The organism is Corynebacterium sp. CMW7794 (assembly GCF_001563605.1).
GTDB classification, from domain to species: Bacteria; Actinomycetota; Actinomycetes; order Mycobacteriales; family Mycobacteriaceae; genus Corynebacterium; species Corynebacterium phoceense.
In genome coordinates this window covers 1-16,767 of sequence record NZ_KQ961735.1, presented here as the reverse complement: position 1 = coordinate 16,767, position 16,767 = coordinate 1, and the positions used below count along the sequence as shown (strand labels likewise).

General features: G+C 62.4%; 19 protein-coding genes. 14 read left to right on the top strand and 5 right to left on the bottom strand.

The annotated features are described in order from the left end of the window. Positions 1–156 precede the first annotated feature (156 nt). The 5 genes from rpsF to dnaB all read left to right on the top strand — a co-directional run bounded on the left by rpsF (position 157) and on the right by dnaB (position 3,622). Positions 157–447 carry a 30S ribosomal protein S6 gene (gene rpsF, locus HMPREF3227_RS06130; protein WP_196131563.1) on the top strand — a complete coding sequence of 97 codons (291 nt, stop codon included), beginning with the start codon at positions 157–159 and terminating at the stop codon, positions 445–447. A 44-nt stretch (positions 448–491) separates the two neighbouring features. Beyond that, on the top strand, positions 492–1,106 hold the full coding sequence (locus HMPREF3227_RS06125) for a single-stranded DNA-binding protein (protein ID WP_066511237.1): 615 nt from the start codon (positions 492–494) through the stop codon (positions 1,104–1,106). A 54-nt stretch (positions 1,107–1,160) separates the two neighbouring features. Then, a complete protein-coding gene (rplI, locus tag HMPREF3227_RS06120; RefSeq protein ID WP_066492566.1) occupies positions 1,161–1,613 on the top strand; it encodes a 50S ribosomal protein L9 in 453 nt (150 codons plus the stop codon). A 98-nt stretch (positions 1,614–1,711) separates the two neighbouring features. Continuing rightward, the gene (locus HMPREF3227_RS13285) at positions 1,712–1,915 is read left to right on the top strand and encodes a hypothetical protein (protein ID WP_156452978.1); all 204 of its coding nucleotides are present in this window, start codon (positions 1,712–1,714) and stop codon (positions 1,913–1,915) included. Positions 1,916–2,140: 225 nt separating this feature from the next. Further along, a complete protein-coding gene (gene dnaB, locus HMPREF3227_RS06115) occupies positions 2,141–3,622 on the top strand; it encodes a replicative DNA helicase (protein ID WP_066492561.1) in 1,482 nt (493 codons plus the stop codon). A 277-nt stretch (positions 3,623–3,899) separates the two neighbouring features. Here the strand turns inward: dnaB and HMPREF3227_RS06110 are convergent, their stop codons facing one another. The 4 genes from HMPREF3227_RS06110 to HMPREF3227_RS06095 form a co-directional block, all read right to left on the bottom strand. Further along, positions 3,900–4,466, bottom strand: coding sequence for a VanZ family protein (locus HMPREF3227_RS06110; protein ID WP_066492560.1), 567 nt, complete (start codon positions 4,464–4,466; stop codon positions 3,900–3,902). Positions 4,467–4,487: 21 nt separating this feature from the next. Beyond that, entirely contained in the window at positions 4,488–5,828 is a 1,341-nt protein-coding gene (locus HMPREF3227_RS06105) for an MFS transporter (RefSeq protein ID WP_066511233.1), read from the bottom strand. Between the two features lie 51 nt (positions 5,829–5,879). Next, positions 5,880–8,000, bottom strand: a complete 2,121-nt coding sequence (locus HMPREF3227_RS06100; protein WP_066511297.1) for a heavy metal translocating P-type ATPase — start codon at positions 7,998–8,000, stop codon at positions 5,880–5,882. A gap of 116 nt (positions 8,001–8,116) precedes the next feature. Then, a complete protein-coding gene (locus HMPREF3227_RS06095; protein ID WP_066492559.1) occupies positions 8,117–8,311 on the bottom strand; it encodes a heavy-metal-associated domain-containing protein in 195 nt (64 codons plus the stop codon). A 163-nt stretch (positions 8,312–8,474) separates the two neighbouring features. Here HMPREF3227_RS06095 and trxA point away from each other — a divergent pair, with 163 nt between their 5' ends. Both trxA and HMPREF3227_RS06085 read left to right on the top strand, forming a co-directional pair. Next, positions 8,475–8,846 carry a thioredoxin gene (gene trxA / locus HMPREF3227_RS06090; RefSeq protein WP_066492558.1) on the top strand — a complete coding sequence of 124 codons (372 nt, stop codon included), beginning with the start codon at positions 8,475–8,477 and terminating at the stop codon, positions 8,844–8,846. Positions 8,847–8,926: 80 nt separating this feature from the next. Next, a complete protein-coding gene (locus HMPREF3227_RS06085) occupies positions 8,927–9,691 on the top strand; it encodes a PspA/IM30 family protein (RefSeq protein ID WP_066511226.1) in 765 nt (254 codons plus the stop codon). A gap of 45 nt (positions 9,692–9,736) precedes the next feature. Here HMPREF3227_RS06085 and HMPREF3227_RS06080 read toward each other — a convergent pair whose 3' ends face one another. Then, a complete protein-coding gene (locus HMPREF3227_RS06080; protein ID WP_066492552.1) occupies positions 9,737–10,918 on the bottom strand; it encodes an NYN domain-containing protein in 1,182 nt (393 codons plus the stop codon). A 140-nt stretch (positions 10,919–11,058) separates the two neighbouring features. Between HMPREF3227_RS06080 and HMPREF3227_RS06075 the strand changes: the two genes are divergently transcribed. From HMPREF3227_RS06075 to HMPREF3227_RS06045, 7 genes are read left to right on the top strand one after another with little or no spacing between them, the layout of a single operon-like run. Then, on the top strand, positions 11,059–11,433 hold the full coding sequence (locus HMPREF3227_RS06075) for a GntR family transcriptional regulator (RefSeq protein WP_066492546.1): 375 nt from the start codon (positions 11,059–11,061) through the stop codon (positions 11,431–11,433). Then, positions 11,430–12,194, top strand: a complete 765-nt coding sequence (locus HMPREF3227_RS06070) for an ATP-binding cassette domain-containing protein (RefSeq protein WP_066511214.1) — start codon at positions 11,430–11,432, stop codon at positions 12,192–12,194. The genes HMPREF3227_RS06075 and HMPREF3227_RS06070 overlap by 4 nt, the downstream gene beginning before the upstream one ends. Further along, the gene (locus HMPREF3227_RS06065; RefSeq protein WP_066511212.1) at positions 12,191–13,105 is read left to right on the top strand and encodes a hypothetical protein; all 915 of its coding nucleotides are present in this window, start codon (positions 12,191–12,193) and stop codon (positions 13,103–13,105) included. Before HMPREF3227_RS06070 ends, HMPREF3227_RS06065 begins: the two co-directional genes overlap by 4 nt. A gap of 6 nt (positions 13,106–13,111) precedes the next feature. Then, positions 13,112–13,933, top strand: a complete 822-nt coding sequence (locus tag HMPREF3227_RS06060) for an ATP-binding cassette domain-containing protein (RefSeq protein ID WP_066511210.1) — start codon at positions 13,112–13,114, stop codon at positions 13,931–13,933. Beyond that, a complete protein-coding gene (locus HMPREF3227_RS06055) occupies positions 13,926–14,867 on the top strand; it encodes a hypothetical protein (RefSeq protein WP_068801456.1) in 942 nt (313 codons plus the stop codon). Before HMPREF3227_RS06060 ends, HMPREF3227_RS06055 begins: the two co-directional genes overlap by 8 nt. Further along, the gene (locus tag HMPREF3227_RS06050) at positions 14,864–15,697 is read left to right on the top strand and encodes an AAA family ATPase (protein WP_181734584.1); all 834 of its coding nucleotides are present in this window, start codon (positions 14,864–14,866) and stop codon (positions 15,695–15,697) included. The genes HMPREF3227_RS06055 and HMPREF3227_RS06050 overlap by 4 nt, the downstream gene beginning before the upstream one ends. Continuing rightward, entirely contained in the window at positions 15,697–16,725 is a 1,029-nt protein-coding gene (locus HMPREF3227_RS06045; RefSeq protein WP_066511205.1) for a hypothetical protein, read from the top strand. The genes HMPREF3227_RS06050 and HMPREF3227_RS06045 overlap by 1 nt, the downstream gene beginning before the upstream one ends. Positions 16,726–16,767 lie beyond the last annotated feature (42 nt).

The window sequence follows — 16,767 nt, the reverse complement described above, 5'->3', positions numbered from 1 at the left end:
CGCCGCCTGCCCCGCTGGGGCCGGCGGCGATTTCCGTTTTTACCTGCATGTGGGGTATTCTCGTGGGGTTGCTTGACGCAACGAACCCTCCTGCCACATCCGCAAAGGTGATGTGGCCGAAAAACAATTACTAGACCATAGGAGGTGATGAGGTCCGTGCGTCACTACGAAGTCATGATCATTCTGGATCCTACCCAGGATGAACGCACCGTTGCCCCGTCCCTGGACAAGTTCCTCTCCACCGTGTGTGAAGAGAACGGCAAGGTAGAAAACGTTGATATCTGGGGCAAGCGCCGTCTGGCCTACCCGATCAACAAGAAGGACGAAGGCATCTACGCCGTCGTCACCCTCGAGTGCGAGTCCGCATCTGTGCTCGAGCTCGATCGTCGTCTGAACCTGAACGACAACGTTCTGCGTACCAAGGTTCTGCGCACTGACAGCAAATAGCGGATACTGGGTACATCAGTAACCAACGCTTGTAAGGAGACATCATGGCTCAGGGAGACACCAACATCACGGTCGTCGGCAACATCGTTGCTGACCCGGAACTGCGTTTTACCCCGGCGGGAGCAGCTGTTGCTAACTTCCGCGTCGCCTCGACCCCTCGTCGCTACAACTCGCAGACGAACCAGTGGGAAGACGGCGAAGCAATGTTCCTCACCTGCAACGTGTGGCGCCAAGCGGCGGAGAACGTGGCCGAGACCCTCACGAAAGGCATGCGCATTATCGTGACCGGTCGCCTGAAGGCTCGTTCTTACCAGACCCGCGAAGGTGAAAACCGCACGGTTTTCGAGATCGACGTTGACGAAGTCGGTCCGTCTCTGCGTTATGCCACCGCACAGGTTGCCCGTAACCCCCGTGAGGGCGGCAACGGCAACTACGGCGGCGGCAATGACAATATCCAGGGCGGCGGCAACTTCGGTGGCGGCTTTGGCGGCGGCAATAACAATGCCGGCCAGCAGCAGCAATCGCAGGGCGGTTTTGGTGGTAACAACAACCAGAACTTTGGCCAGCAATCGCAGCAGCAGGCACCCGCTAACGATCCGTGGAACTCCGCCCCGCCGGCTGGCGGCTTTGGCGGCGCCGCTGATGAACCCCCGTTCTAAAGCTGTTTTACACGCAATCTAAATTATTAAAGACTCAATTGAAAGGCAGGGATCATGAAGCTGATCCTCACCGCTGCCGTTGAGAACCTCGGCGCCGCAGGCGATATTGTTGAGGTTAAGGACGGCTACGGACGTAACTACCTGCTTCCGCGCGGTCTGGCCATCGTTGCCACCCGTGGTGCTGAGAAGCAGATCGAGGGCATCAAGCGCGCCCAGGAAGCTCGCGCAATTCGCGACCTGGACCACGCACGCGAGATTCGCACCCAGCTCGAGCAGCTCACCGACATCAAGGTGCCGGTGAAGACCTCGGAGAAGGGCAAGCTCTTCGGTTCCGTGTCCGCAGAGGACATCGTTGCCGCGGTCGAAACCGCCGGTGGCCCCAAGCTGGATAAGCGCATTGTTGTGCTTCCTAAGGGCCTCGTCAAGAAGACTGGCAACTACCAGGTCGAGCTCAAGCTGCACGCTGACGTTCTCGGCAAGGTGAACTTCTCGGTCGTCGCTGCCTAATTTTGGCGCACGACGGTCTACGCTCGTGTAGCGTCTAGACCCAAAGACAACAGCACGCCGCAGCGCCCCGCGCCGCGGGCTGGCCATCATGTGAGGTGATGGCTTCCCGCATTGCGCCCGGGGCGCTGTGGCATTTTTCCTGTCTGTGGCCGCTCGCCGGTGAAATTGTGGAAAACTCGCGTAACCTGTGGATAACTTATTGTCCTTTACCCAATCTTCACATTCCGGCCATGGCTGCTTTCCCGCAGGTAAAGGCACTTATCCACGGACCTGGTGAGGATTTTCACACCCGCAATAAATAGCTCTGACCTGCGCAAACGATCGTTGCAGGTCAGAGCCGGTGAAAGTTATCCACAGGCCTGACCATGGGAAATGTATCTTCCGCTGTTAACCACCTGGGGTTTCTACAGGTTGCTGTGGATAACGGTGCAATTTGTGCCCAGGGGGTAGACGAGACTAGACGTTCTGGCCGTGTCAGGACGCTGAACTAGAGTAGGGACGCAGACGGATGAAAGAGGGGACACCTGGTGACTACGCCAAGTTTTGATGACGACAATTACGCGCCGCCGGAAGAGGATTTTGGGCCCATGGAGCCCGCGCCCCCGGAGGAGAAACCGCGCCGCTTCGGCCGCGGCACCGGCCGCCGTGGCAAGCACACGAACGACGGCGATTACGCCGCGTACGGTAACTTCCGCCAGCCGCCGGCTGACCGCGAGGCGGAGCAGGGCGTCCTGGGCGCCATGCTGCTTAGCCCGGCCACGGCGTCTGAGGTCTCTGAGATCGTCACGGAGGACGACTTCTACTACCCGGCGCACGCCATCATCTTCAAGCACATCATGGCGTTGTTCGCTGACGGCAAGGAAATCGATGCCGTCGTGCTCAGCGGCCGCCTTGACCGCTACGGCGAGCTCGAGCGCGCCGGTGGTGCCCCGTATTTGCACACTCTGCTGGCCTCGGTGCCTACCGCAGCCAACGCACGCTATTACGCAGAAATCGTCGCGGAGAAGGCTGTCCTCCGTCGCCTCATCGACGCCGGCACGCGCGTGGTCCAGCTGGGCTACGAGGCCCAGGAGGACGCGGAGCTCGAATCCGTCATTAACGACGCGCAGCAAGCCGTCTTTAACGTCTCGCAGCGCAAGAAGTCCGAAGACTACAAGCCGCTGAGCGAGCTCATCGTGCCCACCATCGATGAGCTTGTGCAGCTGCAGGAACACGGCGGCGTCGAACTCGGCGTTCCCACCGGCTTTGTCGATCTGGATAAGCTCACCAACGGTCTCCATGCTGGCCAGATGGTCATCGTCGCCGCTCGTCCGGGTGTGGGTAAGTCAACGCTGGCCATGGACTTCATGCGCTCGTGTTCCCTCCACCACGGCAAGACCTCCGTCATCTTCTCCCTCGAGATGTCCGCGAACGAAATCCTCATGCGTTTGCTCTCCGCGGAGTCTGAGGTCAAGCTTGCGGATATGCGTGCTGGCCGCATTTCGCCGGAAGACTGGTCCAAGCTCGAGGAGACCATCACGCGCATCGACAACGCGCCGATGTTCATCGATGACTCACCGAACCTCACCATGATGGAGATCCGCACCAAGGCCCGCAAGATCAAGCAGCAACATGGCCTCGACATGATCGTCCTCGACTACATGCAGCTGATGAGCTCGGGCAAGAAGGTCGAGTCCCGTCAGCAAGAGGTCTCGGAGTTCTCCCGTAGCCTCAAGCTGCTCGCCAAGGAGCTCGAGGTTCCGCTCATCGCCATCTCGCAGCTGAACCGCGGTCCTGAGGCCCGTACGGACAAGAAGCCGCAGCTCGCTGACCTGCGTGAGTCGGGTTCGCTGGAGCAGGACGCCGATATGGTTATGCTGCTCTACCGCCCGGACTCTCAGGATCGCGATAACGAGCGTGCCGGCGAGGCCGACATCATCCTGGCCAAGCACCGCGGCGGCCCTATCGATACCGTGACGGTCGCGCACCAGCTGCATTACTCGAAGTTCGTCAATATGGCCCGCGGCTAGGGGCGCACCGCTGCTACGGTTTTCCTTTCAGGCTGACGTGGCGTCGCCGCGTGATGCGTTTATGGCTCACATTGGCTTGAAGTGAAAAACACCGTGAGCCCCAACCCGAAGGTTGGGGCTCACGGCGACTCTATCTCTCTTAGGAAGGGTCCCTTAGGCGGTGTCTCACGCCGCCACCCCGGAACCAGGGGCTCTCTCTATCTCTCTCAAAGGTATGCGCCTCTCAAACGCATGAACTCAGTATGGGACACGAGGCTGGCGGGAGCCCTACACGCGGCTACGCGTTACCTGGCAATTCCTGGGAAGTAACTGAAGGCGCCGAAACGTCCTTCACCTTGTCCGGATCGCCGAGCCGTGGTCCGAGCGCGGCGAGGACCACGAACACCGCGGTCGTGAGGATGCCTAGCCAGATCCACAGGCGGTGAAACCGTGGCCCGCACCAGGAGGCGAAGGCGGCGCCAGCGAATGCGCCGAGGGTGTTGAATATGAGGTCGTCGATGTCGCTGCGGCCGAGACCAAAGGCGTATTGGAGGGTCTCCACCGTGAGCGAGAGGCCGAAGCCACACGCGGTAACAGGCCCAATGCGGCGCAGGAGAATGAAGAGCAGGACGCCCAGCGGGACAAAGAGCGCGAAGTTGCCGCCGTAGCCGAAGACGGGACCGAACCACGAGGTGCCGTCGAGCTCCGCCAAGGGACGGAGACGAATCTCGCGGGCCACCTGGTTCTCGGGCAGCCACAGGTAGCCGATCTGGAAGAAGGCCTTGAGCAGGGTGAGGGCAACGATGACCCCCACGTAGCCGCCGAGGGCGAGGACCAGAGTGGGGGTCAGACGGGAAGAGCGCATGCCCGCGATTGTAGAGCAGATCTAGGAAAGCGCCTTGCCGCGTTGCTCAGGGAGAGCGAAGGCAGCGAGCGCCGCGAGAGCGAAGGCGGCCGCGAAAAGCGCGAAGAGCCAGCCGGAGCCCGCGCCGGCGAGGATGAGCGGGACGAGGAGTGGCGTGATGATGGAGGCGAGGCGGCCAAAGCCAGCGGCGGCACCCGTGCCTGCGCCGCGCAGGTGCGTGGGGTAGAGCTCCGGGCCCACGGCGTAGAGCGCGCCCCACGCGCCGAGGTTGAAGAAGGAGAGCAGGCAGCCGGCGACGAGGATGAGCCATTCCGTATGCGCGAATCCGTAGAGACCCGCGGCGCAGGCGGAGCCCACGAGGAAAGCGGCGAGCGTCACGCGTCGGCCCCAGACCTCAATGAGCCAGGCGGCCATCGCGTAGCCCGGCAGCTGCGCCAGCGTGATGATGAGAGTGAACGAGAAGGATTTCACGAGCGAGAAGCCGTCCGCTACGAGCAGCGACGGAATCCACACGAAGGCGCCGTAGTAGCTGAGGTTGACGCAGAACCAGACCGTCCAGAGTGCTGCGGTGCGCCCGCGCAGGGACGGTGACCAAATGGAGCGGGAGGTGACGTCGTCTTCGGCGAAGGTGGGAGTGGAGGGGGCATCGGCAAGCTCTGCGTCGGTGGGGACGGCGGCCTCGAAGGAGGCGACGATTTCCTCGGCCTCCTCGTGCCGGCCGCGGGACTCGAGAAAGCGCACGGACTCCGGAAGGTGGAGGCGCACGTAGAGGGCGTAGAACGCCGGCACCATGCCCAGCGCGAGGGCCCAGCGCCAGCCGGAGTCATGCGCGCCGACCACGAAGGTGCCGATGACGGCGGCAAGGATCCAGCCCACGGCCCAGAAGGCCTCGAGGAGGACGACCATGCGGCCGCGGACCTTGACCGGAGAGAACTCGGAGATGAGCGTCGAGGCGACGGGGAGCTCTGCGCCCAGGCCCAGGCCGATGAGGAAGCGGAGGACGAGCAGCATGACCAGGCCCGTGGACAGTGCGGAGGCGCCGGTGGCGAGACCGTAGACGAGCAGCGTGAGGGCGAAGACGTGGCGGCGGCCGAACTTATCGGCAAGCAGCCCGCCGAAGGTCGCGCCGATGGCCATGCCAATGAAGCCGATGGAGGCGAGCCACGAGGACTCGGTGGGCGTGATGCCCCAGTGGACGGCGAGGGCGGCCATGATGAAGGAAATGAGGCCGACGTCCATGGCGTCGAGCGCCCAGCCAATGCCGGAGCCGATGAGGAGTTTCTTGTGCTTGCCCGTGACCGGCAGGCGATCGAGGCGTTCGTTGCGAGATAAAGGAAGAGAATTCTGTCGAAGAATTGGCATGCACAAAGATTAGGCCTCCGGAATCGGGGGCGCTAGATTCTGTGCAAATTCTTAATCGATAGAGCGGAAATTCTTCAGTCGCAGGGAGTTGCTCACCACGAAGACCGAGCTGAAGGCCATGGCAATACCCGCGAACAGGGGGTTGAGCAGGCCGACGGCGGCGACCGGAATGAGGACCACGTTGTAGGCGAACGCCCAGAAGAGATTGCCCTTGATGATCTTCAGGGTGCGGCGGGACAGCCGGATGGCGTCGACGGCGGAGCGGAGGTCGTCGTTCATGAGCGTGATGTCGGAGGCCTCAATGGCGACGTCCGTGCCGGTGCCCATGGCGATACCGAGATCCGCCTGGGCGAGAGCGGCTGCGTCGTTGACGCCGTCGCCGACCATGGCCACGGTCTTGCCCTCTTCCTGGAGGCGCTTGATGGTCGCTACCTTGTCTTCTGGCATGACGCCGGCGGTGACGGACTCGATGCCGACTTCGCGTGCCACCGCCTGCGCAGCGTGCTCGTTGTCGCCCGTGAGCAGGTGCGGGGTAAGTCCCAGCTCCTTGAAGTGGGCGATGGCAGTGGCCGAGCTGGATTTGACGGTGTCGCGGACCTCAATGGTGCCCTTGACGGCGCCGTCCACGGTGACGGCGACGAGCGTGCCGGTGCCCTCGTAGTCGGTGCCCGCTGGCGGGCGGCCGACGAGGACGCACTGGCCGTTCACGGTGCCTTCGACGCCGTGGCCGGGAACCGAGGCAAAGTCAGTGGCTTCCGGTGCGTCCGGGGCCGCGGCGACGATGGCCTTGGCAATGGGGTGCTCGGAGCCGCGCTCCACGGCGGCGGCGAGAGCGAGGACGTCGCCCTCGACGTGGGAGACGGCCATCGTGCCCTCGGTCACGGTGCCCGTCTTATCGAGCACGATGGTGTCGACCTCGCGGGTGGACTCGAGAATCTCCGGGCCCTTGATGAGGATGCCCATCTGGGCGCCGCGGCCGGAACCGACGAGGATGGCGGTCGGCGTAGCCAGGCCCATGGCGCACGGGCAGGCGATGATGAGGACCGCGACCGCCGCGATGAAGGCCGGGGCGACGCCCCCAAAGAAGAGGTGGACGATGAGCGTGAGGATAGCGATTCCGATGACAACGGGGACGAAGACCTGTGCGATCTTGTCCACGAGGCGCTGGATGGGGGCCTTGGAGGCCTGGGCGTCCTTGACCATCGTGGCCATCTGCGCAAGCACGGTGTCCGAGCCGACCTTCGTGGCGCGGACCTCGAGTCGGCCCGAGGCGTTGACGGTGGCGCCGGTAACGCGAGAGCCTTCGGACACCTCAACCGGCACGGATTCGCCGGTGAGCATGGACTCGTCTACGGCGGAGTTGCCAGCGGAGACGATGCCGTCCGTGGCGATCTTCTCGCCCGGGCGAACGATGAAGGTATCGCCGACCTGGAGTTCCTTGATGGGCACACGCACCTCGACGCCGTCACGCAGCGCCGACGCGTCCTTCGCGCCCATGGTGAGCAGCGAGCGCAGTGCCTCCGAAGACCGGCCCTTGGCGCGGAACTCGAACCAGCGGCCGAGCAGCAAGAAGGAGATGACCATGCCCACGGACTCGAGGTAGATGTGGTCCATCTCCGCGTCGTTGGACAACAGCGTCATGTGCATCTTCATGCCGGGCATGCCGGCGTTGCCAAAAAAGAGTGCGTAAAGCGACCAGAAGTAGGCGGCCGTGGTGCCCATGGTGATAAGCGTGTCCATGGTGAACGAGCCGTGCTTGAGGTTCGTCCACGTCGCCTTGTGGAAGGGTGTGCCGCCGAAGATGTAGACGATGGTCGCAAGAATGGTCGCGGCCCACTGCCAGTTGGTGAACTGGAGAGCCGGGATCATGGACACGAGCATGACCGGCAGCGAGAGTGCACCGGAGATGAGCGTGCGGCGGAGCAGGTCGTCCGTCTGCGCGTCGCGGGCGGACTCGTCCTCATCCTCAGCGCCCTCAGGCTCGTCATCCCCGCTCATAGAAAACGCCCCATAGCCAGCGTTCTCGATGACCTTGATGAGGTCCTCGACGCTCGTGGTGGTGGGGTCGTAGCTCACGGAGGCTTCTTCCGTGGCGAAGTTGACGGTGGCCTCCACGCCGTCGACCTTGTTGAGCTTGCGCTCCACGCGTGACGAGCACGACGTGCACGTCATGCCGGTCACCCCGAGATCAATGTGGTGTAGCGCGGTGGGAGTGGTCACCGTGGAACTCCTTTCCTGTTCAAACCTATGCGCGCTCTCGCGCCGGGCGGCCTTTCGCGAGAGAAGGCCTAGGCCAGCTCGTAGCCGGCTTCCTTGACGGCGGCGGCGACCTGTTCGTCGGTGAAGCCCTCGCCCTCGACGGTGACGGCACCGGTGGCGTGGTCAGCGGTGACAGCGGTGACGCCGGCGATCTCGCCGATCTCTTCCTTCACGGACATCTCGCAGTGGCCGCAGGTCATGCCCTTGACGGTGTAGTTGTTCATGGTGTGTCTCCTTCGTACGGGGATCTAGTGCTTACGCCGTCGATAATATACCCCCTGGGGGTATCTGGCAAGGATAAATCTCCGTGGGAATAACTCACGAACGTGTACGGTTGATAGGAAAGAACGAAGCAAAATTAGCTGATTGATAAAAGGAGTTACCGCAATGGCGACTGTCGACGTCACTGAAAAGGACTTTGAGTCCACCGTTAGCGCCGAGGGCATTGTCCTCGTTGACGCCTGGGCCGATTGGTGCGGTCCGTGCAAGCGCTTCGCTCCGGTCTACGACGCAGCGTCGGAGAAGCACGAGAACATCACGTTTGCGAAGCTCGATACCGAGGCTAACCAGGGTCTGTCCGCAGCCTTGCAGATCCAGTCTATCCCCACGCTCATGGCGTTCCGCGATGGCGTGATGGTCTTCCGTCAGGCAGGCGCCCTGCCGCCGGCCGCACTCGAGGATCTTATCGGTCAGGTCGAGGGGCTCGACATGGACGAGGTCCGCAAGCAGGTGGCTGCCCAGCAGGCGCAGCAGTCCTAAGTCCTGCGCACGACGGCGCTTTCCCACGTATCATCGTGGGAAAGCGCCTTTTTTAATGAAACTATAAGGAGTACGAAACAATGGCTAACCCGATGAGCAAGGGCTGGAAGTACCTCATGGCTTCTTTCGATCAGAAGATCGATGAGAACGCAGACCCCAAGGTCCAGATTCAGCAGGCGGTCGAGGGGGCCAAGAAGCAGCACGCGGAGATTACCCAGCACGCCAGCGAGATTATCGGCAACCAGTCGCGCCTCGAGGTGCAGATGAACCGCCTCATCGAGTCTGTGCAGAAGTACCAGGAGCAGACGCAGCGTGCGCTCGAGCTTGCCGATGCCGCCTCGGCCAAGGGCGATTCCACCGCAGCCACCGAATATAACCAGGCCGCAGAGGTTGTTGCCGCGCAGCTCGTCGCCGCCGAGCAGGAGCTCGAGGGCATGAAGACTCAGTACCAGGCGGCAACGCAGGCTGCGGAGCAGGCGAAGCAGCAGCAGAAGGAATCAGAAGCGCGTCTGCGCGAGCAGCTCGCCCAGGTCGACCAACTCATGGCGCAGGCCGATCAGGCCGCCATGCAGGAGTCCAACGCGAAGGTCCTCGACTCCATGAACGAGCTGTCCCCGGATGATTCGACGCCCACGCTTGACTCTGTCCGCGCCAAGATCGAGAAGCGCTACACGGACGCCCTCGGTGCCCAGGAGCTCATGCAGGGCACCGGGACCGTCAATATCCAGGACTTCTCCAAGGCGGACACCGAGCTCAAGGCCAGCTCCCGCCTCGCCGAGATCCGTGCCGACATGGCGAAGAAGAAAGAGCTCGACGCTGCTCCGGACGCTGACGCCGAGAAGTAGTGACGTACGCGTTACCCCCAGTTCCCTGTGAACTGGGGGTTTGTTTTACTTGTCGCGGTTGAGGAGCACGCCGCGGATGCCGGAGTGGAAGCCGTCGCGCAGGTTCACGCGCTGGGTCTCGGTGAGCGTGTACTCGTGGAGCGTGTCGCACGCGAATTGGAGGAGCGGGCGGTCGATCTCGGGCGGCAGACCGCCGCCGGAGAGAAGGTGCGCCTGGTCGCGCTGCTCGGCGGTCGCGGCGTTGTCGAACCACCAGCTGGCGTACTGCTGGCCCACGTCGAACGGCGTCTGGAAGCCGGCGGAGGTCCAGACCTCCTCCGGCAGCGGCACGTAACGGGAGCGCAGCTTGCGGCGCGGCGCCATCATGGACGGCTTCGGCGGACCGGACGGGCCCGGCTTCGCAGGCGTCTCTTCGGCGGGAGCCTCAGGCTTCGGGGAGTCGGAGGCGGACTCGGCAGACGTGGTGGGCTCGACGGGCGCGGCCTGCTCCGACGTGCGGTGCTCCGGCTGGTGTGCCGCCATACCATGCGGCGTGGAGGAGAATGCGGCCTCGACCTCGGAGGGCTCGCCACAGACGTCGGGGCCGGGCACTGCCGGCTCCTCGGTGCCCTCCGGCGCGGTAGCCGCGCTCTCCTCCTGCTCCTCGTCTGGCTGGTGACGGATGACCGGTGGCAGCGGTCCTTCGAGGACCTGGATTTCCATGGCGTCCGCGAAGTCCTCGCGCGGGTCCAAAATCGTGGTCGTATCGCAGGAGTGGCGCAGGTTGGAGGACATGGAGTCCCAGCCAAAGCCGTAGAGGTGCACGCGAATGCCCGCGAGCACCGCCTCCTCAACGCCCGGAATCATGTCCGCGTCGCCGGAGACGAGCACGAAGTCCGTGACTTGTTGCTTCATGGCGGCGACGATCATGTCCGCGACGAGACGCGTGTCCACGCCCTTCTGCGTGCGGCGGTCGCCCCACTCGATGAGCTGGCCTGTGCGCAGCTGCACGCCGTCACAGGTGCGCAGCGCGCGCTGGTAGCGGTGTGGGCCGGTATCCGGGATGCCGTCGTACCAGTACTGACGCTGAATTTTTTGGTCCAGTTGGTTTTCGATCATGGTGCCCATGGTGTTGACGACCTCGGGAAGGTCAATCTCTAACTGGGCGCGGGCACCCGTCTCCCAGGCATTATAAAAACTTGCTAATAGGTAAGAAGTGTCGACGAAAACTAACGTTCTCTCAAGCATTGTTGCGGTCCTAAATCTTTATTGCTAACTCGTTTCCCTCCAGTGTGCCCCAAAAAGGCAAAAACTGCGATAGGCCTTGACGAATTCCCAGGTGGCCAATATGGTTAGTTACACAAGTGACTAACCAACTAAGGATGCCCATGGACAACTCCACCCAACCGTTGTTCCGGCAAATCGCCGCGCTCATCGAAGATTCCATCATCGATGGCGCACTCGCGGAAGGTGCGCAAGCCCCGTCGACGAACGAGCTCGCCGCGTTCCACAACATCAACCCCGCGACCGCCAGGAAAGGAATTACCTTGCTTGTCGAACTCGGAATTCTCGAAAAGCACCGCGGCGTCGGCATGTTCGTCGCGGACGGCGCGACCGAGAGCATCCGCGAGCGCCGCCGCAGCGACTTTGCCGCCGAATACGTCGCCCCACTCGTGGACGAGGCTGCCCGCCTCGGCTACACGCGGGGCCAACTCCAGGAACTCGTTCACCGCGTCGCTGAAAGCCGAGGTCTCTACTCATGATCACTGCACGCCATCTCTCCAAATCCTTCGGAAGCAAGAAGGTCTTCGAAGGACTCAACTTCGATATCCACGACGGCCAGCTCCATGCCTTGGTGGGCCGCAACGGCTGCGGCAAGACGACGCTGCTCTCCCTCCTTGCCGGACAGAAGCGCTACGAAGGCGAGCTCTCGCACAACCCGTATAACAATCGCGCGGTCATGGACACCATCGTGTTCACTGGCGTGGACACCGCCTACCCCAACTGGCGGCTTCACGACATCCTCACCGCTGCTGGACAGCGCTACCCGTACTGGTCGCTGCGCGATGACCTCCTGGACGCGTTCGACCTCGACCTTCACACGAGTTACGCCGCCGCCTCGCGCGGTCAGCGTTCCATGCTCGCCATCATCGTGGCGCTTTCCGCCAATGCGGAGCTCACTCTCCTCGATGAGCCCTACTTGGGTCTCGACGATGCGAACCGCACGATCTTTTACGACAACCTTCCGCATGACCGCACGATGGTCGTCGCGACCCATGCTCTCGAAGAATCCGCTCAGCACTTCGACCGCTTCCTCCTCATGGGCGAGGGCATGCAGGACTACTCAGCCGCCGAGCTTGACGATGCCTTCGTGGTTGCCCCCGGCTCTCCCGATCTCGCCCCACATGCTGTGCGCACCGAGGAGATTGCCGGCCAGTCGCGCATGATCGTCCCTCGTGGCGTTGCTGAAGGCACCCCGCTGCCGCTGGCCGACGCGGTCCGCATTCTGGGAGGCCAGCGATGATCTTCAAGTATCAGTTCACCAATGGCGGCTGGGTCGCGGCTCTCATTAGCGTGGCGTTCCTTGGCTTGGCATTGCTCTTAGGGAGCGTTGTCGCGGTATGGCCGGTCGCCTTCTTCGGCGCCACCGCAGTGGCGCTGCCACTTGCCTACTTCTTTCTCCCGCGCCGCAGTGCCGATGCTTTCGGCATGACAACCGGCGAATGGATCCGCACCAACGTCACGCCGCTCGTGGTCTGCCTCGCCCTGGGGCTCGGCGCGCAGGCTTTCGTCCTTCCCGCTCGATGGCTACTTTGTGAAGCACTCGCCATCTGTGTCTTCTGGGTGTCGCTGTTCTTTCGGCTCCGTGGTGAATCCCGCGGTATCGCCAAGGGAAGTCTGCGTTTCCATGGCTGGTGGCTCCTGCTAGCCAGCGCCGCGGTTGCTATCCCGCTCCTTGCGGTGGCGCAGCCCTTCCTCGGCCCCACGTGGGGTCCGGCCTTCTGGGCCTTCCTCCCATTCATCTTGGGGATGATCGCGCAGATGCCGTGGACTGAGCTCACGCCTTCCGGCCTTCAGGCGTTCGGGTATCCACGCACCGAGTGGGTGCGCCGCCAGCTCATTCTTGCCGCGCTGAGCCTTGTCATCTTCGCGGGCATCGCCGTGGTCTTCCAGTTCGGCTGGGTCTACCCCTTTGCCGCCACCTGCGTGCTGCTTTTGGTCGCACTCTCCGGCCTGGGCACCGGTTTCGCAACCTTCGGCATGATCATGTTCTCCGGTCACCTGCGTGACGGCGACTCGCTGAAGTGGCAGCTCATTACCTTCCTCATCCTCGCCGTCGTCACCTCCTACGTCGTGTTCTACCGTCCCTTGCGCGACGAAAGCCCAGCTCCGTCCGTTCGTTTCGCCCCACGCCTGCGCAGATCCGAGGTTTAAATACTCATGATTGTCACTACTCACCACGCCGCGAAGTCCTTCAAGAAAAAGGAGGTCCTCCGGGACGTCGAGTTACAGCTCGAAGAAAACCGCATCTACGGTCTTGTCGGCCGCAACGGCACAGGCAAGTCCACGCTGCTCTCACTGCTCGCCGGCCAGGCGCGCTATGACGGGGACATCAAAGTCTTCGGCCACGAACCCTTTGATAACGAGGCCGTCATGGACGATATCGTGTTCACCGGCGTCGATACTCCGTACCCTGCGAACTGGAGTTTCAAGGCCATCCTCGACGTCGCGTCCAAGCGCTACCCGCATTGGGACCAGGCGACAGCGGACCACCTGCTCGAGACCTTCGCGCTCGATGTGAAGACGTCCCACAGCAAGGCCTCCCGCGGCCAGCGCTCCATGCTCGCCATCGTCATCGCACTGGCAGCTCGCGCGCCGCTTACACTCCTCGACGAGCCCTACCTCGGCCTCGACGTGCAGAACCGCGACCTGTTCTACCGGGAGCTCGTCGCCGCGCAGGAGGCGAACCCGCGCACCATCGTCATTGCCTCCCACGATCTTGAGGCCTCCGCCAAGCTCGTGGACTGCTACCTCGTCCTGCGCGACGGCGTCATCCGCACCCTCGAGTCGGAGCGGCTTGATGATGCCCTCGTCTCGCTCACCGTCGCCAACCCCGTTCCGCCCGAGCTTTCCGATGCAGCCCTCGCCACCGAGTCTCTCGGCTCCAGCACCCGCGTTGTTGTACGCCGCGGCGTCGCTGATGGCTCCCCGGTCGCCCTCGAGGACGCCGTGGCACTCGCCATGGGAGGTAGCGATGTCTAAAGGACTTGTATCTGTCGTCTTCCGGCACTGGACAGGGTCTACGCGACAGCTGCTATCAGCGCTGGGCATGTGTGCCTCGATGATCGGATTCAGGATTGTCATTGGTGACCTCTCGTGGGTGTCCATGCTTTTCTTTGCGCTCGTGCCGATCGGGGTGGGCTCTGTCCTTCACGTGCCCTACGGCACGCTCAAAGCGTTCGGCTACCGTCGGGCCGACTTTGTGCGAATCAACGTCCCTATTGTGCTCATTGCCGCTGCAATGACCTTCGCTTTTACGGTAGGCGAGTTGCCGTGGGTTGTGACGGTACTGCTTACTACGCTCGTCGCAGCTACTTTGGCGTTGACTCTTCGCCAGGAGGTCAAGGAGGATCGTTCCCGCAACCACGAGCCTGTAGTGGAAAAGAATCCTGGGGAAGGGCAGTGGCACATGATGCTCTTGGTCGTCGCGCTATTCGGCGTATTCCTGTGGGGTTGGAAGACTCTGCTTCCAGCCATTGCTCCGGACTTGTGGGGGTCTCTCGTCGTGACTGTGCCGGTGATTGCTGGCGCACTCGGTTCTAATCTAGCGACCGGCACGCACCTCGCCGCCTGGCAAGCCTTCGGTAAGACGCGCCGAGCTTGGCGCACTCGGGCGCTGGTGAACGGGGGCATCGGCATGCTCGGCGTTGCGCTATGCACCCTAGTGCTGGATCCCTCCCTCGTAGCTCTCAATGTCGGGACTTTCTGGTTTGCCTACGCGCTGATGAATACAACTGTGGGCGCCATCATTGCAGTCATCGTGCCCATGACATTTGGTGGGTTTATTAGAGGAATTGAGCCGGGCGCTGTCTATCTACTGCTTTCGGGTGGGGTCTTGCTCCTGATAGCTGCGGTCATGCTGTGGCTTTACCCGAAGTACGCCAATACTCAGAAGCGATTGGAGCTTAGACGATGATTACTGCGACCAACCTGCGGATGAAGAACACACCGGCGTTGAACTTTGAGCTCGCGCAGGGACTTACGCACGGGCTCGTGGGCGCGAACGGCGTGGGCAAGACGACACTTTTGCGCATGATGGCAGGGCAGTTCCCGTCCATGGGCCTGCGCGTCTTCGGCGAGGAACCCTTCGACAACCAACGCGTCATGGACCGGACGATCCTCATGGGCATTGACAACCCACTTTTCGATGGATGGAACGTGAAGAAGCTGTTCCGGATCGGCCAGGTTCGTTGGAAGACGTGGAACCAAGACCGCGCCGATGAACTTGTCGACGCCTTCGAGCTTCCGGTGCAGAATTACTCTTCGCTCTCGCGCGGCCAGAAATCCGCGATGGGTTTCATCTTCGCCGTGGCTTCTGGCTGCGAGCTCATGCTCCTCGATGAGCCCTACCTGGGGCTCGACGTGCAGCGCCGCCAGGTGTTCTTCGACGTGATGCGCGAGGAGCAAGGGACACGCACCATCGTGGTGTCGACCCATCATCTCTCGGAGATTGAGGGCTACCTCGATACCATTCTCTTACTTTCCGATGAACCGCTCTCTGGCCCCATCGACGAGATCGTCGATTCCATTGTCGCCGTCTCCGGGCACGCTTCCCAGCTCGACCGCGCGCTGGGCAGGCTTCAACTGCCCGTGCTTGCACGAGAGTCCTCAACCCTGGCCGACCGCGCGATTATCGACGCGCGTCCCAAGTTTGCACAGTGCGTCTTCGACCAGGCCAAGGACCTGGGACTGCGTGCGCAGGAAGTGACGCTTGAGGAAGCCGTGCTGGCATTAGGGGAGGCGTAATGCGACTGTTCTTTGCGGTCGTCGAGACGCATACGCTTGTCGTCTACAGCATCATGTTGCTGCTGTGGGGCATCCTCGCGCCCGTCAAGGGTCCGGTAACGGCTGGTTCGCTGGCCTTCCTCGCGGTGGTTGTGGTCCTATCGACCACGGTGAACAAGACGAAAGCCACGGCGCTGGGGCTCTCACGGAAAGCGCAGACGCGCCACAACCTAGGGCTCGCCACGTACTACGTCGTGCTCGGCGCTGCAGTTTCGGTGGCGCGCCAGTGGTGGTGGTTGGCCGCTCTCGTCCTGGTCGCGTGGGTTATCCGACTCGTTGTGACGCTGCGTCAGTCGTCGCAGTCCGCGGCCCAATCCGACATGGAGGTGCGTGAACTCCAGTATCGAGTAACCTCGGACGGCAACTCCGACTTTGGACGTTTCCCCATCACTCCCACGGCGCAGCTGATCTACCGGCCGCTGGTCCGCTCGTGGATGTGGGTCGTGGCCGGGTACGCCTCCGTCGGACTTGTCATGTGGGCGGCCATCGTCTTTTGGAACATTGAGGGACAGCTCTTCAGCATCGTCTATGTCATGGTGACGCTATTGACGCTCGGGGCACTCATGGATTCCTACCGCACATCGTTCAAGGAGTTCGTCACGCTCGGTGGCTCGCGTCAGCAGTGGGTGCGCGCTGTCACAGTGGCGAGCGTCATCGGTGCGGCCGCCGGCGCCATCCTGGAGTTGGTGGTTTGGACTAGCCAGGGGATTATCACCGGAATGATATTCGGCATGGGCGCGTTGATTCCCGTACTCGGCGTGAGTTGGGAACTGCTCTCTCGGAAAACGATCGTCTGGACCATGTGCATGGCGGTGACTGCCGGAGTCACCTTTGTCCTGACGGTCATGGAGGTTCTGCCGCAATGGTCCTTCGCCGCGTGCGCCGGCGTGCTTTACCTCGTATGGGCAGCCCTGCTCCCTATGTATGCTCGCAATGCCGATCCATACAGTGGTGGAGTGCTGCAATGGTTTGGCGTGAACACGTCATAAATGCGCGATGTCCTGCAGATTTGTGTGTTTTCAGATCGCTGT